General features: G+C 68.9%; 22 protein-coding genes. 9 read left to right on the top strand and 13 right to left on the bottom strand.

Features of this window, described 5'->3' with window-relative positions:
- Positions 1–28 precede the first annotated feature (28 nt).
- The 5 genes from ABT025_RS13640 to ABT025_RS13660 all read right to left on the bottom strand — a co-directional run bounded on the left by ABT025_RS13640 (position 29) and on the right by ABT025_RS13660 (position 6,687).
- Entirely contained in the window at positions 29–2,020 is a 1,992-nt protein-coding gene (locus ABT025_RS13640; RefSeq protein ID WP_350993364.1) for a right-handed parallel beta-helix repeat-containing protein, read from the bottom strand.
- A 56-nt stretch (positions 2,021–2,076) separates the two neighbouring features.
- Positions 2,077–2,988, bottom strand: a complete 912-nt coding sequence (locus ABT025_RS13645) for a carbohydrate ABC transporter permease (RefSeq protein WP_350993366.1) — start codon at positions 2,986–2,988, stop codon at positions 2,077–2,079.
- A 9-nt stretch (positions 2,989–2,997) separates the two neighbouring features.
- Complete coding sequence (locus tag ABT025_RS13650; protein ID WP_350993368.1) at positions 2,998–3,927, bottom strand: carbohydrate ABC transporter permease; 930 nt, start codon at positions 3,925–3,927, stop codon at positions 2,998–3,000.
- The gene (locus ABT025_RS13655) at positions 3,906–5,150 is read right to left on the bottom strand and encodes an ABC transporter substrate-binding protein (protein ID WP_350993370.1); all 1,245 of its coding nucleotides are present in this window, start codon (positions 5,148–5,150) and stop codon (positions 3,906–3,908) included. Before ABT025_RS13655 ends, ABT025_RS13650 begins: the two co-directional genes overlap by 22 nt.
- Positions 5,151–5,409: 259 nt before the next feature.
- The gene (locus tag ABT025_RS13660) at positions 5,410–6,687 is read right to left on the bottom strand and encodes an alpha-L-fucosidase (protein ID WP_350993372.1); all 1,278 of its coding nucleotides are present in this window, start codon (positions 6,685–6,687) and stop codon (positions 5,410–5,412) included.
- Between the two features lie 109 nt (positions 6,688–6,796).
- On the opposite strand from ABT025_RS13660, the gene ABT025_RS13665 reads away from it, so the two are divergent.
- Positions 6,797–7,654 carry an RraA family protein gene (locus ABT025_RS13665; RefSeq protein WP_350993374.1) on the top strand — a complete coding sequence of 286 codons (858 nt, stop codon included), beginning with the start codon at positions 6,797–6,799 and terminating at the stop codon, positions 7,652–7,654.
- A 513-nt stretch (positions 7,655–8,167) separates the two neighbouring features.
- On the opposite strand, the gene ABT025_RS13670 is transcribed toward ABT025_RS13665, so the two are convergent.
- Positions 8,168–8,590 carry a MerR family transcriptional regulator gene (locus tag ABT025_RS13670; RefSeq protein WP_350993377.1) on the bottom strand — a complete coding sequence of 141 codons (423 nt, stop codon included), beginning with the start codon at positions 8,588–8,590 and terminating at the stop codon, positions 8,168–8,170.
- A 406-nt stretch (positions 8,591–8,996) separates the two neighbouring features.
- Between ABT025_RS13670 and ABT025_RS13675 the strand changes: the two genes are divergently transcribed.
- Positions 8,997–10,484: a SulP family inorganic anion transporter gene (locus ABT025_RS13675; RefSeq protein ID WP_350993379.1), complete on the top strand. Its 1,488-nt coding sequence runs from the start codon at positions 8,997–8,999 to the stop codon at positions 10,482–10,484.
- Between the two features lie 145 nt (positions 10,485–10,629).
- Here ABT025_RS13675 and ABT025_RS13680 read toward each other — a convergent pair whose 3' ends face one another.
- Positions 10,630–11,412, bottom strand: a complete 783-nt coding sequence (locus ABT025_RS13680) for a VOC family protein (RefSeq protein WP_350993381.1) — start codon at positions 11,410–11,412, stop codon at positions 10,630–10,632.
- Between the two features lie 626 nt (positions 11,413–12,038).
- Here ABT025_RS13680 and ABT025_RS13685 point away from each other — a divergent pair.
- Entirely contained in the window at positions 12,039–12,554 is a 516-nt protein-coding gene (locus ABT025_RS13685) for a DUF5133 domain-containing protein (RefSeq protein ID WP_350993383.1), read from the top strand.
- A 55-nt stretch (positions 12,555–12,609) separates the two neighbouring features.
- Here ABT025_RS13685 and ABT025_RS13690 read toward each other — a convergent pair whose 3' ends face one another.
- From ABT025_RS13690 to ABT025_RS13715, 6 genes are all read right to left on the bottom strand, one after another.
- Entirely contained in the window at positions 12,610–13,143 is a 534-nt protein-coding gene (locus tag ABT025_RS13690; RefSeq protein ID WP_350993385.1) for a GNAT family N-acetyltransferase, read from the bottom strand.
- A 254-nt stretch (positions 13,144–13,397) separates the two neighbouring features.
- On the bottom strand, positions 13,398–13,781 hold the full coding sequence (locus ABT025_RS13695) for an ArsR/SmtB family transcription factor (RefSeq protein ID WP_350993387.1): 384 nt from the start codon (positions 13,779–13,781) through the stop codon (positions 13,398–13,400).
- A gap of 201 nt (positions 13,782–13,982) precedes the next feature.
- Complete coding sequence (locus ABT025_RS13700) at positions 13,983–14,357, bottom strand: zinc ribbon domain-containing protein YjdM (protein ID WP_350993389.1); 375 nt, start codon at positions 14,355–14,357, stop codon at positions 13,983–13,985.
- Positions 14,358–14,442: 85 nt separating this feature from the next.
- Positions 14,443–14,814 carry an ATP-binding protein gene (locus ABT025_RS13705; RefSeq protein ID WP_502971941.1) on the bottom strand — a complete coding sequence of 124 codons (372 nt, stop codon included), beginning with the start codon at positions 14,812–14,814 and terminating at the stop codon, positions 14,443–14,445.
- A gap of 100 nt (positions 14,815–14,914) precedes the next feature.
- On the bottom strand, positions 14,915–15,256 hold the full coding sequence (locus ABT025_RS13710; RefSeq protein ID WP_350993393.1) for an ArsR/SmtB family transcription factor: 342 nt from the start codon (positions 15,254–15,256) through the stop codon (positions 14,915–14,917).
- Positions 15,257–15,489: 233 nt separating this feature from the next.
- Positions 15,490–16,437: a methionyl-tRNA formyltransferase gene (locus ABT025_RS13715; protein ID WP_350993395.1), complete on the bottom strand. Its 948-nt coding sequence runs from the start codon at positions 16,435–16,437 to the stop codon at positions 15,490–15,492.
- Between the two features lie 247 nt (positions 16,438–16,684).
- Here ABT025_RS13715 and ABT025_RS13720 point away from each other — a divergent pair, with 247 nt between their 5' ends.
- The 6 genes from ABT025_RS13720 to ABT025_RS13745 all read left to right on the top strand — a co-directional run bounded on the left by ABT025_RS13720 (position 16,685) and on the right by ABT025_RS13745 (position 24,128).
- Entirely contained in the window at positions 16,685–18,040 is a 1,356-nt protein-coding gene (locus ABT025_RS13720) for a lysine N(6)-hydroxylase/L-ornithine N(5)-oxygenase family protein (RefSeq protein WP_350993397.1), read from the top strand.
- An 85-nt stretch (positions 18,041–18,125) separates the two neighbouring features.
- On the top strand, positions 18,126–19,184 hold the full coding sequence (locus ABT025_RS13725) for a FecCD family ABC transporter permease (protein WP_350993399.1): 1,059 nt from the start codon (positions 18,126–18,128) through the stop codon (positions 19,182–19,184).
- Positions 19,181–20,242 (top strand): FecCD family ABC transporter permease, encoded by a 1,062-nt coding sequence (locus tag ABT025_RS13730; RefSeq protein ID WP_350993401.1) that lies wholly within the window; start codon positions 19,181–19,183, stop codon positions 20,240–20,242. Before ABT025_RS13725 ends, ABT025_RS13730 begins: the two co-directional genes overlap by 4 nt.
- Positions 20,243–20,281: 39 nt before the next feature.
- Positions 20,282–21,124, top strand: coding sequence for an ABC transporter ATP-binding protein (locus ABT025_RS13735; RefSeq protein ID WP_350993403.1), 843 nt, complete (start codon positions 20,282–20,284; stop codon positions 21,122–21,124).
- Positions 21,125–21,238: 114 nt separating this feature from the next.
- Positions 21,239–22,300, top strand: coding sequence for an iron-siderophore ABC transporter substrate-binding protein (locus tag ABT025_RS13740; protein ID WP_350993405.1), 1,062 nt, complete (start codon positions 21,239–21,241; stop codon positions 22,298–22,300).
- A gap of 40 nt (positions 22,301–22,340) precedes the next feature.
- Entirely contained in the window at positions 22,341–24,128 is a 1,788-nt protein-coding gene (locus ABT025_RS13745; protein ID WP_350993407.1) for an ABC transporter ATP-binding protein, read from the top strand.
- The last annotated feature ends 24 nt before the right edge of the window (positions 24,129–24,152 follow it).

Raw genomic sequence — 24,152 nt, forward strand, 5'->3', positions numbered from 1 at the left:
TCGGGCCCATGGCCGTTGCGTGTGCGGACTACCGGCGGGCGCCCGCAGTCCACTCGGGAGCCCCGTACTGGTAGGCACCCAGGCTCGGGACCGGATCCGTGGACCCGTCGTTGATCCCCGGCAGCGCAATCGCCTGATTGCGTGCCGGTGAGCCGGCGGTCAGCCGGTAGTCGTGGTTCGCCGCGTCGACGAACAGCGGATCGGTCTCCGGAGGGAGGTTGTTGGAGAGAACGAGCCCGCCATCGGTGGCGCCGCTCAGACCCCGGATCGTGCCGAGGTTGTTGTAGATCCTGGTGCCGGTCGACGCCTCCGGTTCCTTCACATAGAACAGCGTCATTCCGCCGGTGTTGTTGTAGACGAGGTTGTCGTGCGATCCGGTCCCCAGGCCGTTGAGCATCACGGTGCCCTCCCGGTTGCCCCAGCCCACGTTGTTCGCGATCACGAGGTCACTCTGGCCGTTGTCCGCGTAGATCCCCGAGATCCCGAATGTGGTGGAGGTCGTGGCGGGCGCGGGGTCGTGCAGCACGTTGTGGTCGATGGAGGTTCCCATCATCCAGGCGCTGCAGCAGGTGTAGACGGCGGCGACGTCGAGGCTCATCCGGGCGTATCCGGATATGTCGTTGTACGCGATCAGGTCCTTGCCCGGGGTGAGACCGGGGACCTCGTTCCACTGGAGGTTGATCCCGCTGCGCCCGACCCGGGAGATGGTGTTGTGCGTGACCGTCTGGCTGTTGCCCTGCACGGCGATGCCCGCCGCGTAGGTGCCCATGTAGTCGACGTCGTGGATCACGTTGTCCGTGGCGGTGTTGTTCTGCCCGCGGAGTGCGACGCCGTTCCCGGCGCTCAGCGAGAGATCGCTGTTCACGATCTTGTTGTGGGTGCCGTCGAGGATGATTCCGCTGTCGCCGACCCCCCGGGTCACCGTGCTGCCGCAGTCCGTCGCGCCCCGGGTGATGTCCGTGTAGTGCGAGAGGTACTGGCCCCGGATGCCGTCAAGCGTGACACCTGTGCTGGAGGGGCCCGTGGCGATCGTGGTGGCGAACAGGCCGACGCCGTCGACCGTCGTGTGAGAGGCGTTCGTCAGGTCGAAGCCGAGGGTGCGGCGCTTGGCCTCGACGGTGTGGGTGTCCGGGTCTTCGGTGCCGTACATGTACAGGCGCTTCGCGACCGGGTCGTAGAACCACTCGCCCGGGTGCGCGAGTTCACCGATCTTTCCGGACAGGGCGTACCGGGTCTCCTTCGGCACGACCTTGTGGACGCACGGCGGCGCCGCGTCCAGCGTCACCGAGCCGGCGGCGGAGCTCTTGACCGTGGTGGTGGCCGAGACGTACCAGTATCCGGTGAGGGCGCGCGCGCCGTCCCAGTACCCCTCCGGGCGGGTCAGATCCGCGTCGGCGACGGTGGCGTCCGCGCTGCCCTCGCCGGCGTACTGGAGCGAGGGGGCGAGCAGGTCGAGACCCGGATAGGGCCATTGGGCCTCGATGCCCATCTTCTTGTCGGTGAACACCTGCACGATGGTCACGTCCGGGCCGAGATCGACATCGGTGCTGTATATGTGACCGTCCGCCACCGCGGCGCTGAACTGTGAGTCGGCGGCGAACGGGTCGGCGGCGGCGATCTCCGTGACATCGGCGGCGGTGACAGGCTCGAAGCCGCCGATCCTCGACGCACCGCTCACCGTCACCTGCGCACCCGGCGCGGCACGATAGGCGATGGGCAGTCCGGCGCTGCCGGAACGGGCCGGCACCACAGTCTCCTCGTAGGTGCCGGACAGGACCAGGCAGGTGTCGCCCGGCACCATCACATCGGCGCACTTCTGGATGTGCCGGAACGCGGACTTGGCGGTCTTGCCGCCGGCCCCGTCCTGGCCCGCGGGCGACACGTAATAGACCGTGCCCGCACGGTGTTTGACGGGATGAGCGGCGGCCGGATGGCCGACCGCCACCATGGCCAGCGATGCGAGCAGGGCGGCTGCGGACCATGACCCTCTGCGGGACCGTGGTTTCCAACTCCTCAGCACTACGTGGTCCTTTCTCTACTCTCGGCTTCTTGTCGGGCGGGGCATGACGAACCCGGTCATCCCTTCACGGCGCCTACGGTGAGCCCGCTGATGATGTGGCGCTGCATGTAGATGAAGAAGATGACGACGGGTGCGATGGCGAGCAGAAGGTTGGGGAACACCTTCGTCAGATCGGTCGAGTACTGGCTGATGCCGGCGTAGACCGCCGTCGTGACCGTGTAATGCCCGGAGGACGGGCTGAGCAGGATCTGCGGGGAGATGAAGTCGTTCCAGATTCCGATCGAGTTGAGGATGAGCACCGTGACCACCGCGGGGCGCATGAGCGGGAAGATGATGGACCAGAACGTCCGGTAGCGGCCCGCGCCGTCGATGGTCGCCGCGTGGTCGATGTCCACCGGGATGGTGCGGATGAAGCCGACGAACAGGAAGATGCTCACCGGCAGCGTCGTGGCCACGTCGTGCGCGACCAGGCCGGTCACGGTGTTGGCCAGGCCGATCTCGCGCAGCACGTAGATCACCGGGATGATCACGGCGGCGCCCGGGATGAACGTGCCGGCCAGGAAGTACAGCAGCACCAGTTGCGTACGCCGTTTGAGGCTGCGCGCGATCGCGTAGGCGGCGGGCCCGGCGAGCAGGATGCACAGCACGTCCACGAGCACGACGAGGAACAGCGTGAAGCCGTAGCCGTCGATGACGTTGAACTGCGGGCTGCTGATCGCAGCTGACATGTGCTCGAAGGTCAGCCCGTTCAGCGGGATCGAGAACGGGTTGTCGAGGATGTCCTGCTGCGACTTGAAGGCGTTCACCACGAGCAGGTAGACCGGCACGATCATGACCACGAAGAGCACAGCGAGCATGGCCCATCGCACGGGCGACCGGGACTCCCCGCGTTCCGCGCGCCGCGCCTCGTCCGTCCTGGCCGGTGCGGACTTCGGCCTGTCGCGGACCTCTGCTTCCAGTACAACCACCAACGGCTCCTAACTTCCTGTCGCGGCCTGGTCCTGACGGTTGCGCAGCGCCGTCACCAGGAGGGCGAGCACCGCGGACACCACCATCAGGAACACCGCCTGCGCGGTCGCGTAGCCGACCTTGGTGCCCTCGAAGGACCGGGCGAGAATGAGATAGGTGAACGTCTGCGTCGACCCGGCCGGACCGCCTCCGGTGAGGCTGACCACGATGTCGTACGCCCGGATGAGCCCCACCAGGTTCAGCACCGTCGCCACGGTCACCACGGGTGCGATCATGGGGATCACGATCCGCAGGTTGATCTGCCGTTTGGAGGCGCCGTCGAGCGCCGCGGCCTCGAGCAGCTCGGCGGGCACCGTCTGCAGGGCGGCCACGAACAGGACGACGTTGAAGCCGAATCCGGCCCAGACGATCACGGCGATCAGTGAGATCAGCGCGAACTGCTCGTCGAAGAGGAAGCCGAGTGGTTCGATCCCGAACTTGGCGAGGGTGTTGTTGATGGCACCGTTGGTGCCGAGGATCGCCGCCCACAGATAGCCCAGGATCAGTGCGCTGATGACGTGCGGGAAGTAGGCGACGGCCCGGAAGAAGGAGTTCGTGCGCGAACGGGCCTTGAGAGCGAGCGCGTACACGAGCCCCAGGCCCACCATGAGGACCGTGCCGGCCGCGGCGATGAGCGCCGTCACGTACCAGGCGTCCGTCGAACTCGGGTCGTCGAACAGATGCTTGTAGTTGTCGAGCCCGGTGAACGTGGCGGTGGAGAAACCGTCCCAGTCGGTCAGGCTCAGATAGACCGCGACTCCCACCGGGACGACGGTCATCACCGTGTAGAGCAGCACGGCCGGACCCATCATCCCGAAGGAGACGGCCGATTCACGGAGCCGTGCCCGGCGCCGTGCCCGGAGGTCCAGCCCCGCGTTCAGTTCTGCGAGTTCCACCACTTGTCCAATCCGTCGGCCGCACCCGAGGCGGACGAACCCGTGTACAGGGACTGGACCTGCTTGTTGAGCTCGTCGCTGAAGCCGGCGATCGGCTGGCCCTCGCCTGACTTCACGATCACCGACGGTGCCTTGTCCAGGATCTGCTGTACGGAGGTGCCGAGGCTGGACATCGGGTACGTGAAGCCCTCCCGCAGGTTCGCGTCGGAGGCGAGCTGGCTCTTGATGGCCTCCGGGTCGGTGGTCGCCCACTTGACGAACTCGAGCGCCTCGGCCTTGTGCCGCGACTTGTTCACCACGACGTACGGGTTCGAGATGTTGCCGAACTGGCCGGACGGGTAGGCCCCGTCGGTCGGCATGGTGAACACCCCGATGTCGTCGCTCTTCTTCGCGGCGTCCGCGGCGGGTACGAAGAACGAACCCATGACGTACATCGCGGACTTGCCGTTCAGGAAGGCTGTCTGACCGTCCGCGTAGGTGAGGCCGAGCGCGCTCTTCTCCAGATATCCCTTGTCGATCCAGCCCTTGTAGTGCTCGAGGTAGGGCAGGTAGCCGCTCTTCGCGAAGGAGGCCTTGCCGTTGTTGCGCTTGACCGTCCACTCGGGGTCGGCGGTGAGTACCCCCGCGTCGGCCATCATCGAGAACTGTGATCCGGTGACCCACTGACCGGCGGACTGCAGCGGCTTGTAGCCCGCGTCCTTCAACTCACCCATCGCTGAGGTGAACTGATCTATCGTCCGGATCTTCGCGGCGTCCAGTCCCGCCTTCTCGAAGGCGGCCTTGTTGTAGAAGACGAGTGACTGGATCTGCTCACCCACGCCGACCACGTAGTGCTTGCCGCCGATGGCGTACTGGTCGGCCAGCGGTGTCTTGGCGGTCCACGGCTGGTCGGAGAGATCGGCGAAGAGGGAGGCGTTGTCGGCGGTCGGGACGATCTGCTGGGCGACATCCGGCGGATCGCCCGCCGCCAGGTCCTGCCTCAGCTTCGCGTCCGCCGAGATCGTGCCCGTCAGTTCGAGCTTGACGTTCACGCCGGGGTGAGCCTTCTCGTACGTGGCGAAGAGATCGTTCCAGTACTTCTCCGTCAGGTTCGGGGTGATGTTCACGATGACGCGGAGGGTCGTGCCCTCCGACGCCTGGTCGGACCCGCCCCCGCAGGCGACGGCCGATGCCATCACCAGGGGAGCCACGGTGAGCCCGCAAGCGCGGCGCCACATTGTTTTCATCGGGATACGCTCCGTTGCGTAGTCGTGAATAATCGATAGCTGCTGTTCAGCCGAAGTGTTCCCGGTGGACCAGCGGCGCGAGGTGTGCGGGCGGTCGAGGGTGCGTGTCGCCCGGCGGGTGGTGCGATGTGTTGGAGGCGGGGCGATGCCTTCGCCTCCAACATGCCTATCGTCTATCGATTGTTGATGCTAAAGCCGGCTTCTTGCTTCTTCAAGGGTGCTGCCGCAACCTCTGAGTTCTGCTTCCTGGCCGACGGGTTCACTGCCGCCCGTCCAGCTCCAGCTCGATCACCGGGAGGAGCACGTCGGGCCGGGCGACCGGCAGGGTCAGCGTCAGGGTTCCCGCCGGCTGGCTCGGCGGCGCGAGGTTGTTGTGCTCGTGCGACATGCCGTCGGTCTCGTGGAAGCGGATCTCCGAACCGTCGTGCAGGAGTTGGGCGTAGCGCACGCGCCCGGCGAGTCCCGGAAGGTGAAGGTGTTTGAGCGGCCAGACCGGCAGGTGGAGATAGAGGCGGTTTCCGGACTGTGTGTAGAGGGTGTGCGAGGGCGGCTCGAACGCGCTCGGCCCCGCACCGTGCACGGACCGTGCGTGCAGCCCGGTCCACTCGCCGATGGCCCGGAGCGTGGCGCGGGCCTGCGGATCCAGGGAGCCGCGGCCCGTGGGCCCGACGTTCAGGATGAGGTTGCCGCCGCACGCGACCGACTGCACCAGCATGCGGACCAGCAGTGCGGGGTCCTTGTAGTCGTGGTTGTCGCGGTCGTACCCCCATGAGCCGTTGAGCGTGTGGCAGGCCTCCCATGTCACCCGCTCGCCACGGCGCTCCAGCGGCCGGTCGGGCTGGTACTGCTCGGGTGTGACGTAGTCGCCGGGGATCCCGAGTCTGTCGTTGACGAGGATGTCCGGCTGCAGTTCCTTCACGGTGGCCAGGAGGTGCTCCGCCCCCCACGCCTCGGGGCCCTTCTCCGGATACGTGAAGTCGAAGAAGAGGGTGTCGATCCGGCCGTATCCGGTGAGGAGTTCGCGTATCTGCCCCTCCATGTAGGCGCGGTAGCGCTCCATTTCGCGGGGCTCCTGCTCGGCCGCGGTGCCGCGCAGCGGGTGGTGCTCGTCGACGGTGAAGTCGGGGTGGTGCCAGTCGAGCAGTGAGTAGTACAGGCCGACGCGCAGATCCTCGGCGCGCATCGCGTCCACGAATTCGCGGACCAGGTCGCGGCCTGTCGTACGCACCGAGGTGTAGTCGGTCAGTGCCGAGTCGAACAGGCAGAAACCGTCATGGTGCTTGGTCGTCAGTACCGCATAACGCATCCCCGACTCGCGTGCTGTACGGGCAAGTTGCCGGGCGTCGAACAGGTCGGGATCGAACCTGGACAGATAACGGTCGTACTCCTGCTGGGACATGGCTTCCCGGCTGCGGACCCACTCGTGCCGCGCCGCCATGCTGTAGAGGCCGAAATGGACGAACAGCCCGAAGCGTGCCGCCTCGAACCACTCGGTGGCTCCGGCGGGATCAGGGGAATCTGTGGCGGCACCGTTCATGGGAGGCTCCTGACGCATTGACAGCACTAATCGATTGGCTGTTATCTACCATCGATAGGCGATGATGTCACTGGCGTTGCGTGCGACGAGCGCGCGGAGAGGCACATGCATGCACCCGATTGGGGACCAGGAAACGGCGTCGACGGGGGAGACCCGCATCGAGTCGACGGGGGAGCCCGGCATCAGTGGGCCGGAGGGGGGCCGGGCCTATGAATCGATGCGAGCGCCGGTCCACACCTCCACCTATGTGCGGCCCACCTCTCAGATGGTGGACGCTCTCAAGGACGTGAGCGCGGCGACGGCCTGCGCGAAGCTGCATCAGATGGGCATCACCCGGACGTTCATCGACGGCCCCGTACCGCTGCACCGCGAACCGGACGTCAAGGTCACCGGCGGCGCTGTCACGCTGCAGTTCCTTCCGCAGCGCGAAGACGTCTTCAACGGCGCGGAGCAGGAGGACATCGAGCGCAGGACTCCGCTGTGGGGCGTCCTCGAATCCATTCAGCCCGGGGACGTACTGGTCATCTCGGCCCACGGGAGTCACTTCACCGGCTGCCTCGGCGACATGCTCGTGCGCTACTTCAAACTGCGCGGCGGTGCCGGGATCGTGGTGGACGGACGAGTGCGGGACGCGGCCCGGGTGCGCGCGCTCGGCGTGCCCATCTGGTGCACCGGCGTCACCCCGCACTACGCCTCGCAGACCGAACTGTTCCCGTCCGCCTTCAACGTGCCCGTCGGCGTCGGTGGCTCTCTGGTGACGCCCGGCGACCTGATCGTCGCTGATGAGGACGGTGCCGTCGTCGTGCCGCAGCAGAACGCGATCCCGCTCGCCGAGGACTCCCTGCTTCACCAGGACCGCGAGGCGTTCGCCCGCCGCCGCCTCGATGAGGGCGGGCGTCTCTCCGACTACTACCCGCTCACCGGCTCGGGCATGACCGAGTACCTGGCCAGCCGTTCTGCCACCTGAACCGGGGGCACCCCGACGGGCTTCGCGAATGCGTGGCGTGCGGGGGGCCGGTGGACCACCGCGGTGTCCCGGAGCAGAGGAGGAGCGGTCCGGGAACGCCGCCGGTTCAGCCGTGCGCGGTGCCGCGCACCGACGGGCCCGTTCGAGGATGCCGGCAGCGCGTCGCCGCACGTCAGCTGAGCCGTGGTCGACCGAACGACGGATGGGGCGGAGCCGGTCACGTATCGGGGTGACCCCGACAACGCGGCGAGCGTGCGCACCGGACGGTCGGGGCGACACCGGCACGCGGCGAGCGTGCGCACCGGACACCGCCGGGCAGTCGGGACTTTCGAAACGCGACCTCGGACAAGCCAGTTGGTCCGCGACGGCCCATGAGGTCACTCGCGGGCGGCCCGGCAGCACGCCCCGTCCGCGAACACAGGGGCCGGGAGTCGAGGTTGCCCTGCCTTGTCGGACAGATGCCTGCGCTCGCGCCCCGGCCAGGGGCTGTCCACGCGAAGCCGGCGCGGTCGATCAGGGCCGTGCGGCGGAGGAGGGCGGGGTCTCCTGGGGCAGGCGTGTGCGCAGGGCGTCGGCGAACTCCTCGGCCCGGGCGAGCTGGATCCGGAGCCTGGCGACCTGTTCCGTGGCGGCCCGCTCGTACACGCGTACCCGGTCCACCAGGCGATCGCGTTCGTCGGTGTCCAGGTCGTCGTCGGCGTCGAGACGGTCCGTCGCGTCGAGGAGGTCGCGCATCTGGTCGAGGGTGAAGCCGAGCGGCTTCATCCGGCGGATGACCATGAGCCGCTGAACGTCACTCTCGGTGTAGAGCCGGAAGCCACCCTGCGAACGAGCGGAGGGGGCGACGAGCCCCGTCTCCTCGTAATGGCGGATGGTGCGCAGGGACAGTTCGGTCCGCGCAGCGACCTCGCCGATCTGCATGTGCTTGTCGTCCACGCCTGTGGTCCTGGCCCTTCTCCTCGTGGCGGGCCGCATTCCGCACGGCCTCGACCGACCTCTACCCTAACGTTAGGGTAGAGTTGCTGGCGGTGAGCGTGGCCCTGTGGCCTCGCCCCACACCCCCGGGAGCTATGGCGCACGGCGAAGCCCCGATTCTTGCAGGAGTGAGCGTGAGCGAGCAGATGGTGCTGATGGCCACCGCCTGCCCGCCGTGACTCATCGCCCCCGGATGTGAGCTGCCCGGCCGTGTGCCCGCGCTTCGTCCGTCACCTCGGCTTCCGGCCCGTCGGGGCCGCCCGCGGAGTGCCGGCCCGGCCCCTTCGCGCCTTTCCCGCAAGCCCCGGCCCGTCGGCGGGGGACTGCCCGAGCACGACAGGTACTCACCTCCTTGTCTTCTTCCGTCATGACGCCCGCCGCTGTTCTGCGCGGCCTGAAGCCCGACTGGCTGTCCGATCCGAAGGTCTGGCGTACCGAGATCCTGGCGGGCCTCGTCGTCGGGCTCGCGCTGATCCCCGAGGCCATCTCGTTCTCGATCATCGCGGGAGTCGACCCGGCGATCGGCCTGTTCGCCTCGTTCACCATGGCCGTGGTCATCTCGGTCGTCGGCGGCCGCCGAGCCATGATCTCCGCCGCCACGGGCGCCGTCGCACTCGTGATCGCACCGCTGAACCGGGAACACGGCCTGGGCTACCTGATCGCCGCCGTCATCCTGGCCGGGATCTTCCAGGTCGCACTCGGCGCGCTGGGGGTGGCGAAGCTCATGAGGTTCGTACCCCGTTCGGTGATGGTCGGCTTCGTCAACGCCCTGGCGATCCTGATCTTCATGGCGCAGGTACCCGAGATGCATGATGTGCCCTGGGCCGTGTATCCGCTGCTCATCGGCGGTCTCGCGCTGATGGTGTTCTTCCCGAAGGTCACCGGGGTGATCCCGGCGCCGCTGGTCTCCATCGTCGTCCTCACCGTCATCACGATTGCGGCGGGGATCGCCGTGCCGACCGTGGGGGACAAGGGAGCCCTGCCGTCCTCGCTGCCGGTGCCCGGTCTGCCGGACGTCCCGTTCACCATGGACACCCTGACGACGATCGCCCCCTACGCGCTCGCGATGGCGCTGGTCGGGCTGATGGAGTCGCTCATGACCGCGAAGCTGGTCGACGAGATCACCGACACCCACTCCTCCAAGACTCGCGAGTCCATCGGTCAGGGCATCGCCAACATCGTCACCGGGTTCTTCGGCGGCATGGGCGGCTGCGCGATGATCGGCCAGACGATGATCAACGTGAAGGTCTCCGGAGCCCGCACCCGGTTGTCCACCTTCCTCGCCGGATCCTTTCTGATGCTGCTGTGCATCGCCTTCGGCCCGGTGGTCTCCGACATTCCCATGGCCGCACTGGTCGCCGTCATGGTCATGGTGTCGTTCGCGACCTTCGACTGGCACTCCATCGCCCCGAAGACCCTCAAGCGGATGCCCGCTGGTGAGATCGCCGTGATGGTCATCACCGTGGCCGTGGTGGTCGCCACCCACAATCTCGCCATCGGTGTCGTCGTCGGATCCGTCACCGCGATGGTCATCTTCGCCAAGCGCGTGGCCCGCCTCGCCGACGTCACCTCCGTCACGGACCCCGACGGCACCGGCGTGGTGTACTCCGTGAACGGAGAGCTGTTCTTCGCCTCCTCCAACGATCTCGTCGGCCGGTTCGACTACGCCGGTGACCCCAACAGGGTCGTCATCGATCTGTCCGCCGCCCACATCTGGGACGCCTCCTCCGTTGCCGCCCTGGACGCCATCGAGACCAAGTACGCCCAGCGCGGCAAGACCGTCGAGATCATCGGCCTCAACGATCAGAGCGCCGATCTTCACGGGAGGCTCACCGGGGAGCTCACCAGCCACTGATCCCCGTGGCGCGCGGACGGATCGCGGCCGGACGGATAGCGGCCCCATGGATACCCGGCCGGTCGGACACCGGACGCAGCCGGGGCTTCGCGGTCCCTGCACCTGAGACCGGCTGCGGGCCTTCCGGCTCGGCGGGCCTCCTGCATCAGGCGCTGCTCGGGCCCGAGACGGTGAACAGGGCGCCGCCGGGATCACGGATGATGTAGGCGTCCCTCGAGCAGCCGAGCGGGGGAGGCGCCGACGCGGACTCTCCGCCGGCCGCGTCGGCTGCCGCCGCGGTCGCCCGGCTGTCCGTCACGCGGAAGTCCACCACCCACCTCGGCCGCATCCTCGGGTCCGGAGCGGATTCGACGCCCCCGCCCCGCAGGGTGGCTACGGTGTGTCCGCCCACCTGAACGACGACGTGGTCCTGCGCGTAATCCACCGCGCAGCCGCTGCTCGGCTTCGCCCAGTCGAAGATCCCGGCGTAGAAGATCGCCGCCTCGAAGGCGTGACGCGTCATGAGGTCCAGACGTGCGGGCGCGCTGCCCCGGCCCACTGTCCAGGCCAGTGCGGGCCCCTCCCAGAAGCCGAAGGCGGCTCCGTCGCGGTCCGCCGCGAGGGCGGCGCGCCCTTCCCCCAGTGGCGTGGGCCCGACGGCGAGCGTGGCCCCCCGCTCCCTGACACGGTCCGCGGTCTCGTCGGCGTCGGCCACGGCGAAGTACGGCGTCCAGCGGGCGGCGAGGTCGCGACCGTGGCAGTACCCCATCCCTGCGACGGGTTCGCCGTCCGTGACGGCGACCGAGAAGTCGCGTCCGAGGCTGCTGTCGCGGAATTCCCATCCCATCACCTGTGCGTAGAACGACCGGGACGCGTCAGGATCGGGCGTCACCAGACTCACCCAGCAGGGCGCGCCGGTCACCGGCATCGTCGTTCCGAGGGCCGGCATCAAGGACTCCTTGGGGTGAGGGTTGCTGACATACGGATACCGAGCGCGACCCGTCGTCCGCTCAGCGGGGCGTCGGAGATCGGGCGGGACCATCCTCGGCACCACGGCACCACGGCACCACGGCACCACGGCACCACGGCACCACGGCACCACGGCTCCGCGGGAGCGTGCGGACCGAGCCAACCAGTCCCATGCCTGCCCGAGTGGGCGCCGTGCGCCGCATCGGATCGGGTTCTCACCTTCCGGCCCAATGAGCGGGAACAGCATGAGCGGGAACAGAGCACTGCGCACCGCTGACCGTCCACGCCGCTGTTGCCGTAGCGGCGTGACCCCCGACTCTCCGCTTCAACTGTGTGCACGGCAGGAACTCCGCCGCACCCAGGCCGTACCCCCCTGCACCGCACATTCCTCATGCCGGGCAGGAGCCGGGGCCCTCGTCGCACGCTGCCGGGGCGGGGCGGGCGGTCACCCGAGCGGCTCCGTCCACAGGCGCGCTGCCGTTCCGGATGCCATGTTTCGGAAGTGTGAGCACGCGGGGGTGCGCGACAACCGGTATGTCCCCCGTCGGTCGTCACGGAACTCCTCCGTGGCCTCGTCGAGAAATGGCCCTGATGATGTCTGCTCGCATGACCTGCAACCCCGAGTCCGGCGGCAGGCGCGCCTCACCCGAAGTGGCGGTGTCCGCGGCACAGCCCCCCATCGACGAGCCCAGGGCCGCGTGGGCGGTCGGCACGGTCATGGTGGTCACTCCGTGTTCGGCGCGGGACGCGAGGCGGGTACTGGGCGCGGCGGCGAAGGCCGCGGGTATCACGTCGGCCGAGGTGGCTGCCGCCATGGCCGCCCACTCACGCGGCGTCGCGATGCCGGCGCGTGTGGAGCGGGCACTGCACCGGGCCGTGGCGACGGCCCGTACCGTGTCGCCCCGGGAGGCGGGCATCGGGCTGATGCCGAGCCGTGCCCGGACCGCGGAGGTACTGGAGGAGTTCCGTGGCTGCCGGTCCCGGCTGACCGCCGCTCCGTCCGACATGCGGGCGCGGCAGGCACTGGACGACGCCGCGTACACCCTGTGCGTACTTCTGGGCAGAACCTGCGCGCACGACGCGGTGCTGGCTGCGGAACAGCACCTCACCACTCAGGCGTAGCGCGGGCCGTGCACCCGGGCGACCTGCCCTGCTTCATGGCGATCTGACCGAGCCGTCAGACGGCGGGAGCATCGGTGCGCAGGTCCCGGACGTACCGGTCGAACCACGTGCCGTCCTTCGTCCGTGTCCTCCCGGTGTGGGTGAACCCCGCCCGCCGCGCGACTGCGCCGGATCGGAGATTCTCCGGATCCACCTGGATCACCGCCTCCTCCCCGCCCTCGCTCGCCGCGTACCGGGACACCAGGAGCACCGAGCGGGTTGCCAGCCCGCGTCCCCTCCAGGGCGGGTAGAGGCCGTACGCGATGTTCACCTGGCCGGGATCCAAGCAGTCTTCCGCGAACCGCAGGTCGATGGTTCCCGCGAGTGTCCGGCCGGCGCCCGCCCGAATACCGAAGGCGCGGAGCGGCCCGGCGGTGTCCCACTGATCCCGGCAGTGCCGGAAGTAGGTCTCGACGTTCTCGCGCGTTTCCGGACCGCCGTTGAGCCAGCGAACGAGCAGCTCGTCCTCGCCGGTGAGGTGGGCATCCACGTCGTCGAGGCGCAGGGGGGAGAGAGTGACGATTCCGTCGGACAGTACTGCTTCACGCATCCGGCGATTCTCGCCCCGAATCCGCTGGGCACCAAGGGATTTGGCGATCCGCCGCACGGAGCTGCGGGTTCCACGGTGCGGCAGGGCGGTGCCCGCGCGACGTCCGCCGGCACCTGATGGCCCTGGGCCGGACGGACGTCCCTGCCGCCTTCAGGCCGGCGCGCTGTGGTGGGCGGGACCCCGGCGCCCTGGGGAAAGGCGGGCGGGAGACCTGCGGTGGGTCCGTGCGACGAACACCGAGATCGAGCCCCAGGTCACTCGCGCATGGCCCGGGACGACCTGTGGCGACGGACCGGCGGCACGGAGCCGGGTTCGGTGGCCTTGAGGTCGGCCAGGAGTTCGGCCTGGCCGGTCAGCACGCCGGACAGGATGCTTCTCGCGACCCGCAACAGCTCCGCGACCTGCGGATTGGCCAGCGAGTAGTGGACGGTGGAGCCTTCCCGGCGGGGGACGACGAGGTTGGCCCGGCGCAGGACGGCCAGTTGCTGTGAGAGGTGGGCCGCCTCTACACCGACCTCGGTCAGCATCTCCGAGACGGCGTGCTCACGCTCGCTGAGAAGTTCCAGCACCCTGATCCGGACCGGGTGGCCGAGGGTTTTGAAGAACTCCGCCTTCAGCTGGTACAGAGGCGCGCTCACCGCATCCTCCTCACACCGGCAGGGGCCGCCGGGGCACCGGACGGCCGTTGTCGTGTGTGCACCGCGCATCGCGTCCACCGAGAACTCTTCGCCATGGGGACATCTTCCCCGCCCCGGCCGTACCGGATGACCCTGGGGCCGCGGGTCCCCTCCTCGGCCGAGGAGGGCACCGCCTGCCTTCGCCAGCGGTGCCGGTGCCGGTCAGACCTTCTTGACGACGCTGGACTTGAGCTGCATGGAGCCGAACCCGTCGATCCTGCAGTCGATGTCGTGACCGTCCACGCCGTCCACGAGACGGATGTTGCGCACCTTGGTGCCGGCCTTGATCCCGCTCGGGCCGCCCTTGACCTTCAGGGCCTTGACGACGGTGACGGTGTCGCCGTCGGTGAGCACATTGCCGACGGCGTCCCTGATGGTGCGGTCCGCGCTCTCGGCCGTGCCGCCTTCCGGGGGCCCGGTGGTCGTCGGTGACCACTCGTGGCCGCACTCGGGGCAGATCAGGAGCGCGCCCATCTCATAGGTGTACGCGCCGGAGCATTCGGGACACGGGGGAAGTGCCTCGGTTGCGTCGCTCATGGTGTCTTCCTTGCCTTGTTCGTTCCTGAGCGTCTCCTGCTCAGGTGTGGTGTCGCTGCGGGGTGCTGTCCGGGCCGTCCGCCGGTCACAGGGGGAGCGTGATCCAGATGCTCTTCCCTCCGCCGTCCGCGTCGCCCCGGACCACTGCGGTCCCGCCCAGGCCGAGGGTGAGTTCCATGACGGTGGCGAGCCCGGTGGCATCGCCCGCGGTGACCGTTGACAGGAGCGGGGGCCGGTACGGATGGCGGTCGTGGACGGCGAACGCGAACGTGTCCGCATCCGCCGCGTAGATCACGGTGACCGTCGGAGACAGGCCGGCGGCGTGCTGGACGCTGTTGGTCACCAGTTCAGAGAGGATCAGCAGCGCCGGGTCCACGCATGGATGCCCACCGTTGACGCCCCACTCCGCCAGGACCTGCTGGGCGGTCTCGCGGGCGATCCGGACCGCCGCCCCCATCGTGGGCAGGGTGAGCACGTGCCGCAGCGGGAGTGCCTTCGGCCGGTCGCTCACCGGACACCACCCGCACGGGCCGGACGCCCGCCCGGCGCCGTCCTGCTCACTGTGCGGAGGCCTGGGCGTCCCGCAGCTCGGCCAATAGCTCGTTCTGCCCGGTCAGCATCTCCGTCAGGATCCGGCGCGCGGCCCGCATCAGCTCCGCCACGTCCCCGCCGGCCAGCTCGTACACCACCGTCGAGCCCTCACGGACCGACGACACGATGCCCGAGCGGCGCAACACGGCGAGCTGCTGCGACAGGGCCGCGGGCTCCACCTCGATCGCCGTGAGCAGGTCCCGTACCGGCATGGGACCGTCCTGGAGCAGCTCGAGTACGCGTATGCGGACCGGATGCCCGAGCATGCGGAAGAACTCGGCCTTGGCCTGGTACAGCGGAACCGGCACGGTCGCGAACTCCCCTCACCACCCCGGTACCCCAGGGCTTCATGCGTGCTGCGTCCGCGGCTGGCGGCGGACACGATCAGCACAGCATGTAGTGAATTGCAGAGATTCGCAATTCATGGAATCACGAAGAAGGTGGCCTACGGGCGAGGGCCGGGCCGTGCTCGTGAGGGGGGACGGGTCGTGCCACCGCGTGCGGGATCCGAAGGTCCCGCACGCGGCAGCGCACTGGCGCGTCAGGGGCGGCTGGTCAGGTAGCCGCCCATGGAGGTGAAGTACTCCGTCGCCGGCATCTCCCGGCCGTCCTCGGTACGTACGCGCGTCACGGCCAGGCCGTGGTTGCGGCCGGTGCGGGCGTCCGCGCCGGCGACGATCACCACGCCCTCGCCCTCGCGGTAGAAGATCCGGCCGGGCGTTCCGCCGTAGCGGGCCTGTGACACCACGGCGTCGAGGACCTCCAGGCGCTTGCCCTTGTGGAAGGCGAAGGCGCTGGGGTACGGCGCGGACTGGGCGCGCACCAGGCGTTCGAGGTCCTGTGCCGGCCAGGTCCAGTCGATGCGGATGTCCTCGGTCGAGCGCTTGTGGAAGAAGCTTGCCCGGGAGCGGTCCTGCTTGGTGAACTCGGTCTGCCCGGAGGCGATGAGGTCGAGTGCGCCCGTGGTGACCGGGGCGATGAGGTCGACGGTCTTGTGGAAGAGGTCGGTGGCGGTGTCCGCCGGTCCGACCGGGACCGCTTCCTGCCGGACGATGTCACCGGCGTCGAGTTCGTCGTTCATCATGTGCGCGGTGACGCCCACCTCCTGCTCGCCGTTGATCAGGGCCCAGATCAACGGTGAGAAGCCGGCGTACTTCGGCAGCAGCGAGTCGTGGATGTTCAGCGTGCCGCGGCGCGGGAGGGCGAAGATGCGCGGCGGGATCCAGGTCCGCCAGTTGTTGGCCACGATGATGTCCGGGTCGGCCTCCTTGAGGCGCTCGAAGAGTTCTTCGTCGTCGGGGCGGTTGCGGATCAGCACCGGGACGTCGTGCTTCTCGGCGAGGTCGGCGACGGAGTCGCTCCAGATCTTCTCGTACGCGTGGTCGCTCTTCGGGTGCGTCACGACCAGCACCACGTCGTGCTCGGAGTCCAGGAGGGCTTGCAGGGTGCGGTGCCCCCAGGTCTGGTAACCGAACATGACGACCCGCATGGGGTTCCTCCTCAGCGTAGGAATGGAGCGACAGTCAGTAAAGCAAGCCTTACCTAATCTGGCAACGGGTGCACACAGAACCCGAGTTGGTCGCCCTTGATGCCCCGGTTGTCCGTTTCAGGCCTATCGACAGCTTCACAGGATTAGCTTAGGCTCACCTAAGTTCAATCGGGCCACTCCGTCGGCGTGCCCGTCTTTCGCAGTTCCCCCCACCTGACAGGCGGCTTCCCCGCACGATGGGAGTGACATGTCACAGGTTCGTCCTGGCGACGCACCACCGGTCCACGACCTCATTGGTATCGGCTTCGGGCCGTCCAATGTGGCCATGGCGATCGCGATCAGCGAACACAACGCACGCAGCGGCACCCAGGAGGCGGTCAGTGCTCACTTCTTCGAGCAGCAGCCGCGATTCGGCTGGCACCGCGGCATGCTCATCGATGACGCGACCATGCAGGTGTCCTTCCTCAAGGACCTGGTGACGCTCCGGAACCCCTCCAGCGAGTTCAGCTTCCTCTGCTATCTGCAGAGCAAGGGGCGGCTGATCGACTTCATCAACCACAAGAACCTCTTCCCGCTGAGGGTGGAGTTCCACGACTACTTCGAGTGGGCCGCGGCGCAGGTCGACAGCATGGTCTCCTACGATCACGAGGTCGTCGGTGTCACACCCGTAGTCCACGACGGAGCCGTGGAGTACATGGACGTCACGGTCCGGTCGGGGGAGGGGCTCACGGTTCACCGCGCCCGCAACCTCGTCATAGGGACCGGGCTGCGCCCCCTCGTGCCGGAGGGCGTGGAGCGCGGCGACCGGATCTGGCACAACTCCGAACTGCTGGCGAAGGTCGACACGTTGGAGGGCACCTCGCCCTCGCGGTTCGTGGTCGTGGGCGCCGGACAGAGCGCCGCCGAGAATGTCGCCTATCTGCACCGCCGCTTCCCCGGGGCCGAGATCTGCGCGGTCTTCTCCCGTTACGGCTACAGCCCCGCCGACGACAGCAGCTTCGCCAACAAGATCTTCGACCCCGGGGCGGTCGACGAGTACTTCGCCGCCCCCGAGGGCGTGAAGCGCAGGCTGATGGACTACCACGGCAACACCAACTACTCCGTGGTGGACATCGACCTGATCGACGACCTGTACCGCCAGATGTACCAGGAGAAGGTGCTCGGCACCGAGCGGCTGCGCTTCCTCAACGTGTCGCGGCTCGAAGAGGTCAAGGAGACGCCCGACCACGTCCGTGCCAGTGTGAGGTCCCTCGTCACGGGTGAGGAGACGGTCCTGGACGCCGACGTCGTGGTGCTCGCCACCGGCTACAGCCCCGCCGACCCCCTCGGACTCCTGGGCGATGTCGCGGACCGGTGCCTGCGGGACGACCAGGGCCGCGTCCGCGTCGAGCGGGACTACCGCATCGCGACGGACTCCGGTCTGCGCTGCGGCATCTACCTCCAGGGAGGTACGGAGCACACGCACGGCATCACGTCGGCGCTGCTGTCCAACACCGCGATCCGGGTCGGGGAGATCCTGGACTCGCTGCTCGAACGGGGCGTCAGGCCCGCTTCCGACGGGGCGCGGCCGGTCGCCGGCGGAGCGGGCAGCACGCCCCGCTAGACGATGCGACGACACGGTGCGGACCGGCCACCGGTTCCGTACCGCCGTGTCGTCCGAGTGGATCAAAGGGATAGCGTACGTCGACATGAGCACGACTGCAGTTGAGCGCCCCGTGCCCAGGGGGACAACGACGGCCCGCCGGAGGCGGGTTGTGGGTTTCGGGGTGCTGCTGGTGATCCTCCTGGCCGCGGGGGCGGTGTCCCTGGCCGTGGGTGCGCGTGCGCTGAGTCCCGCCGAGGTGTGGCACGGACTGTTCGCGGGGCCGGAGCCCGACCAGCGGCTCACCGAGATCCGGCTCATCGTGCAGACCGTGCGGGTGCCCCGGACGGTGCTCGCCGTCGTCGCGGGCATCGCCCTGGGAGTCGGCGGCTCGCTGATCCAGGGCTACACGCGCAACCCGATTGCGGACACGGGGCTGTTGGGGGTGAACGCGGGCGCCTCGTTCGCCGTGGTGTCGGTGATCGCCGTGTTCGGGTTCAGCAGTCCGTTCCAGTACGTCTGGTTCGCCTTCCTGGGGGCGGCGGTCGCCGGTGTCGTCGTGTTCGGCCTGGCGAGCGTCGGCAGGGGCGCGGGCAACCCGCTGACGCTCGCACTGGCCGGTCAGGGGATCACCGTGTTCCTCGCCGCCATGACGACCGCGGTCGCGCTGTCGGACCAGAAGGCGCTGAACGCGCTGCGGTTCTGGAACGCCGGGTCCGTCGCGGGCGTCGGCTTCGAGGTCATCTGGCCGGTGACCGCGTTCGTCGCCGTCGGGCTGGTGCTCGCCCTCGCCATGCTGCCCTCGCTCAACCTGCTGAACCTGGGCGACGACGTGGCGCGGGGGCTGGGCGTGAACATCGCGCTGAGCCGGACGGTCGGCATCCTCGCCATCACCCTGCTGGCGGGCGCGGCGACCGCGGCGTGCGGCCCCATCGCGTTCCTCGGGCTCATGGTCGCGCATGTGGCCCGCTATCTGACCGGACCGGACTACCGCTGGCTGGTTCCGTACGCGGGGCTCCTCGGTGCCGTCGTCCTCCTGGTCTGCGACATCGTGGGCCGACTGGTGGTGCGGCCCGGAGAGTTGGACGCGGGTGTCGTTGTCTCCGTCCTCGGCGCGCCGTTCTTCGCGGCTCTGGTGTGGCGTGGAAAGTTCAGGAGCGCATGAACGTGACAGAGACGAAGCCCTCGTTGGCGCCCGGCGTACGGTTCGGCCAGGTGTCGTTCGTATGGCGGCCCTGGATCGTGCTGGTCACGCTGGTGCTGGCGGCCGCGGTCTTCCTGGTGTTCTGCTTTTCCATCGGGGTCGGGGACTTCCCCATCGGCCTCACCCGGGTGATCGCCACGATCCTCGGCAGGGGCGAGCAGATCGACGAGTTCGTGATCATGGATCTGCGTATGCCGCGCGCCATGGCCGGCCTCGTGGTCGGGATCGCGCTCGGCGTGTCCGGAGCGATCACCCAGTCCGTCGCGCGCAACCCCCTGGCCAGCCCGGACATTCTCGGGATCACCGGGGGCGCGAGCGTGGTCGCGGTCTTCCTGGTGACGGTGTCGGGCGGGACGGCCGCGGCGGTCGTCAGTGCCGTGGGGGTGTCGGCCGCGGCACTTGCGGGCGGCCTGGGGGCAGGGCTGCTGGTGTACTTCCTGGCGTGGCGGCGGGGGATCGACGGCTTCCGGCTCATCCTCATCGGTATCTCGGTGAGCGCCATGGCGGAGGCGATCACGACATGGCTGCTGGTCTCGGCGGACATCAGGGACGTGGCCCGGGCGCAGGCGTGGCTGGTCGGCTCGCTGGACAACCGGTCGTGGGACGAGGTCGGGGTGGCGCTCTGGTGCTCGCTCCTCCTGATGGTCGTCGTGGCCTGCGTCGCGTTCCAGTTCAAGCCGATGCACCTCGGGGACGAGGTCGCCGCGGGCCTCGGCGTCCGGTACACGGTGATCAGGGCCGTCCTGCTGCTGTGCGCGGTGCTGCTGGCCGCGGTGGCGGTGAGTGCGGCGGGCCCGGTCCCGTTCGTCGCGCTGGTGGCGCCGCAGGTGGCGATGCGTCTGGCGAGATGCCCCACACCGCCGATGGTGGCCTCCGGACTGGTCGGCGCACTGCTGCTGATCGGATCCGACCTGGTCGCGCGCTCGGCGCTGCCGGTCTCCCTCCCCGTCGGTGTGGTCACCGCCGCGATCGGCGGCCCCTTCCTTGTGTATCTGCTGGTGCGCGCGAACCTCAGATAGCTGACAGACGAGTTGGACCACCCGGAGAAAGGAGGGCCTGTGGCCGTTCACCACACCACCACCGAGGTCGAGTCGGTGGGCAGGGACACTTCACGGCTGGCGGCCAGAGGTGTCACGGTCGGATACGGGGGCCGGACGGTCATCGACGGTCTGGACGTCGCGATCCCGCCAGGCGTGATCACCACGATCATCGGCCCCAACGGCTGTGGGAAGTCGACCCTGTTGCGCACCCTGACACGTCTGCTCAGGCCGGCCAAGGGTGCGGTGGTGCTGGACGGCGAGGACATCGCCGCGCTCAGGACCAGGGACGTGGCGAAGAAGCTCGGCCTGCTTCCGCAGGCTCCCGTCGCCCCTGAGGGGCTGACGGTGGCCGACCTGGTCGCCAGGGGGCGCCATCCGCACCAGAGCTGGCTGCGGCAGTGGTCGTCGGACGACGCGGGCGTCGTGGAGAAGGCTCTGGCCATGACCGGGGTGTCCGATCTGGCCGACCGTCCCGTCGACTCGCTGTCCGGCGGACAGCGCCAGCGCGTCTGGATATCGATGACGCTGGCTCAGGGCACCGACCTGCTGCTGCTGGACGAACCGACCACCTACCTGGACCTGGCGCACGCGATCGATGTGCTCGACCTGGTGGACGACCTGCACGAGTCGGGATGCACCGTGGTCATGGTGTTGCACGACCTCAATCTGGCCACGCGGTACAGCGACAACCTCGTCGTGATGCGGGAGGGGGCGATCCTGGCGCAGGGGCACCCGCGGGACGTCATCACCGCCGAGCTGTTGCACGAGGCGTTCGGGCTGCGTGCCATGGTGATCGACGACCCGGTCGGCGACCGGCCTCTCATCGTGCCGATCGGCCGCACCCACGTACATCTCAACTAGGTTTCGGACAGGGGGAATACGCCAGTTAGGCTAGGCTGCCCTCATTCGGTCGGGGTAAGGTTTGGCTGCCCTTACACGGGGGTCAGTGGACAGTGCGAAAGCAAGGGATTCCGGATGCTCACCCATAGAACGATGCTCACGAAGCCCTGGCGGCGGCTGGCGGCGACGGTGTCCGCCGCGGCCCTCGGCATCGGCCTCCTGGCGGGATGCGGTTCAGACTCGACGGACGACACGGACAAGGCGAGCGGCAAGGCCCCGACCGCCGCCTCCGGCGCGTTCCCGGTCACCGTGGAGCACGCGTTCGGATCCACGAAGATCACCAAGGCGCCCGAGCGGGTCGTCTCGGTCGGCTACACGGACGACCAGACCATCCTGGCGTTCGGGATCAAGCCGGTCGGCATGGTCGACCAGTACCCGAACCCCGCGGGCAAGACGCCCGACATCAACACCCAGTGGCCCTGGGTGAAGGACAAGTGGGGCGACGCCCGCCCCGAGGTCATCATGAAGAACGGTGACGCGGGCCCCAACTACGAGAAGATCGCCGCACTTCGGCCGGACCTGATCATCGCGGTCTACTCCGAGGTCGACCAGGCCGCGTACGACAAGCTGTCGAAGATCGCCCCGACGGTGGGCCGCACCAAGGCCGAGAAGGAACCCTTCAGCGCGTCGTGGCAGGACAACGCGCTCCACATCGCCAAGGCGCTCGGCAAGGAGGCCGAAGGCACCGCGATGGTGAAGGGTGTCCAGACGCAGCTCGACGCGGCAGCCAAGGCCCACCCGGAGTTCGCGAAGCAGACCGCTGTCGCGCTGTCCTGGTACGAGAAGTCCGTGGCGCCCTTCACCACCACCGACGTGCGCGGGCGGCTGGTGACGGGTATCGGCTACAAGGGTGCGACGGAGATCGACAAGATCGCGGGCGGCTCGTTCTACACCAAGCTCTCCCCGGAGCGCATGGACCTCGTCGATGTCGACCGCGTCTTCGTCATCAACGACAAGGCGGACCAGGAGGCGCTGAAGAAGTCCGAGCTCTTCAGCAACCTGTCCGTGGTCAAGGAGGGCAAGGTGTCGTACCTGCTCGACAGCGAGGGGCCGGCAGTTGGCGCGGCCATCTCCCAGGGCACCCTGCTGTCGATGCCGTACGCGATCGACGAGCTCGTGAAGTCGGTCGACCAGTGACGTCGGCCGATACTCTCGGCCGGCTCGAACCGGCGCGCGTGTGAGCGCCACCGGAACCCGCTCCGCCCCGGCGACCCTGCGCACGGCGACCGGCGGTGAGGCCACCAGGTGGATCACGGCACACTGCCGTGAGGTGCCGTGGCTGGCCACCGCCACCGTGCTCACCACGGTCGCCGGGGCGGCGCTCCAGGTGCTCCCGGTACTTCTGCTCGGCCAGGTGGTCGACGGGGTGGTCGAGGGCGAGTCGCGTTCGCTCCTCGTCAGGATCGGGGTGCTGATGGTGGCCGCAGCGCTGCTCGGAGCGGCGGCCACCGCGGGATCGACGTACCTGATCGGGCGGCTGGGCGCGGACCTGCTCGCCCGGCTGCGGGAGAGCGCCGTCCGCGCGGTGCTGGGCATGCCGAGTGCGCGGATCGAACAGGTCGGCCGGGGAGACGTGCTCTCCCGGGTGGGTGACGACGTGGCTGTCCTGTCCCGGGGCATCCGGTCGGCCATCCCTACCGTGTTCACGGCGGGAGTGCTGGTCGTCATCGCCACGGCCGGCATGTTCGGGCTGGACTGGCGGCTCGGCCTGGCCGGCGCGGGTGCGCTGCCCGCGTACGCGCTTGCCCTGCGCTGGTACCTCCCCCGGTCCGCGCCGCTCTACCGGGAGCAGCGGGCGGCCCAGGCCGACCGGGCTCAGGCGTTGATCAGTGGTCTGAACGGGATCGACACGGTCCGGGCCTACCGCCTGGAGGGCGCGTTCCGCGAGAAGGTCACGAGCGAGTCGTGGCGGGTGCGCGAACTCGGCATCGAGGTGTTCCGGTTCTTCGGCCGCTTCGTCGGCAGGGAGAACCGTGCCGAGTTCATCGGGCTGGTCCTGATCCTCCTGGTCGGATACGCCCTGCTGGAAGGCGATGCGGCCACGCTCGGCGAGGTGTCGGCCGCCCCGCTGATGTTCCACCGGCTGTTCACGCCGCTCGGCGCCATCATGTTCACGTTCGACGAGGCGCAGAAGTCGGGTGCGAGCCTGACCCGGCTGGTCGGGGTGCTGGGGGAGGGCGCGCAGGACCGCCTGGTCGGCGACGTCACCGTGGCGCCCGCGGAATCCGCTCCGTACCAAGTGACGGTGGAGGGGCTGACGTTCAGTTATCCCGATGCCGAGGATCCGGTCCTGAGGGACGTCAGTCTGACGATCCCGGCCGGTGGCTCACTCGCTCTGGTGGGGGCGACGGGTGCGGGCAAGTCGACCCTCGCCGCACTGATCGCGGGTATCGGGACCCCGCAGTCCGGCTCGGTGCGGATCGGGCCGAACGACCTCGCAGGTCTGGACGAGGCCGGGGCCCGGGCCCTGGTCAGCATCCTGACGCAGGAGACGCACGTGTTCTCCGGTCCGCTCGCCGACGATCTGAGGCTGGCCGCGCCGGAGGCGACCGACGCGGAGCTGACGGACGCGCTGCGGACGGTCGGCGCTGGGGTGTGGGCCGACGCGCTGCCGGACGGGCTGCGGACCATGGTCGGCGAGGGCGGCGAGCGCCTGGACGTCACCAAGGTCGCCCAGATCGCCCTGGCCCGGCTGGTGTTGGCCCGGTCTCCGGTGGTGGTCCTGGACGAGTCGACGGCGGAGGCCGGCAGTGAGGGCGCCGCCGAGCTGGAGCGGGGCGTGCTCGCCGCCTGTGCGGGCCGGACCACGCTGTTCGTGGCGCACCGGCTGACCCAGGCGATGGCCGCGGACCGGATCGCCGTGCTGGATGCGGGGCGGGTCGTGGAGCAGGGGACGCACGAGGAGTTGGTGGCCCTGGGCGGCCGCTACGCACGACTGTGGCGGGCCTGGCGAGAGGGTAGTTAGGTAAGCCTTAGTTAGGCTAGGCTC

The sequence above is a fragment of the Streptomyces sp. NPDC002809 genome, assembly GCF_040295435.1.
GTDB lineage: Bacteria > Actinomycetota > Actinomycetes > Streptomycetales > Streptomycetaceae > Streptomyces.

Excerpts from the sequence above, each read along its gene's own strand:
- ABT025_RS13665 (WP_350993374.1), top strand. The coding sequence starts at position 6,797 with ATGCACCCGATTGGGGACCAGGAAACGGCGTCGACGGGGGAGACCCGC.
- ABT025_RS13720 (WP_350993397.1), top strand. The coding sequence starts at position 16,685 with ATGTCACAGGTTCGTCCTGGCGACGCACCACCGGTCCACGACCTCATT.
- ABT025_RS13690 (WP_350993385.1), bottom strand. The coding sequence starts at position 13,143 with ATGCGTGAAGCAGTACTGTCCGACGGAATCGTCACTCTCTCCCCCCTG.
- ABT025_RS13730 (WP_350993401.1), top strand. The coding sequence starts at position 19,181 with ATGAACGTGACAGAGACGAAGCCCTCGTTGGCGCCCGGCGTACGGTTC.
- ABT025_RS13655 (WP_350993370.1), bottom strand. The coding sequence starts at position 5,150 with ATGAAAACAATGTGGCGCCGCGCTTGCGGGCTCACCGTGGCTCCCCTG.
- ABT025_RS13660 (WP_350993372.1), bottom strand. The coding sequence starts at position 6,687 with ATGAACGGTGCCGCCACAGATTCCCCTGATCCCGCCGGAGCCACCGAG.
- ABT025_RS13685 (WP_350993383.1), top strand. The coding sequence starts at position 12,039 with ATGACCTGCAACCCCGAGTCCGGCGGCAGGCGCGCCTCACCCGAAGTG.
- ABT025_RS13715 (WP_350993395.1), bottom strand. The coding sequence starts at position 16,437 with ATGCGGGTCGTCATGTTCGGTTACCAGACCTGGGGGCACCGCACCCTG.
- ABT025_RS13725 (WP_350993399.1), top strand. The coding sequence starts at position 18,126 with ATGAGCACGACTGCAGTTGAGCGCCCCGTGCCCAGGGGGACAACGACG.
- ABT025_RS13680 (WP_350993381.1), bottom strand. The coding sequence starts at position 11,412 with ATGCCGGCCCTCGGAACGACGATGCCGGTGACCGGCGCGCCCTGCTGG.
- ABT025_RS13675 (WP_350993379.1), top strand. The coding sequence starts at position 8,997 with ATGACGCCCGCCGCTGTTCTGCGCGGCCTGAAGCCCGACTGGCTGTCC.
- ABT025_RS13705 (WP_502971941.1), bottom strand. The coding sequence starts at position 14,814 with ATGGGGGCGGCGGTCCGGATCGCCCGCGAGACCGCCCAGCAGGTCCTG.
- ABT025_RS13740 (WP_350993405.1), top strand. The coding sequence starts at position 21,239 with ATGCTCACCCATAGAACGATGCTCACGAAGCCCTGGCGGCGGCTGGCG.
- ABT025_RS13700 (WP_350993389.1), bottom strand. The coding sequence starts at position 14,357 with ATGAGCGACGCAACCGAGGCACTTCCCCCGTGTCCCGAATGCTCCGGC.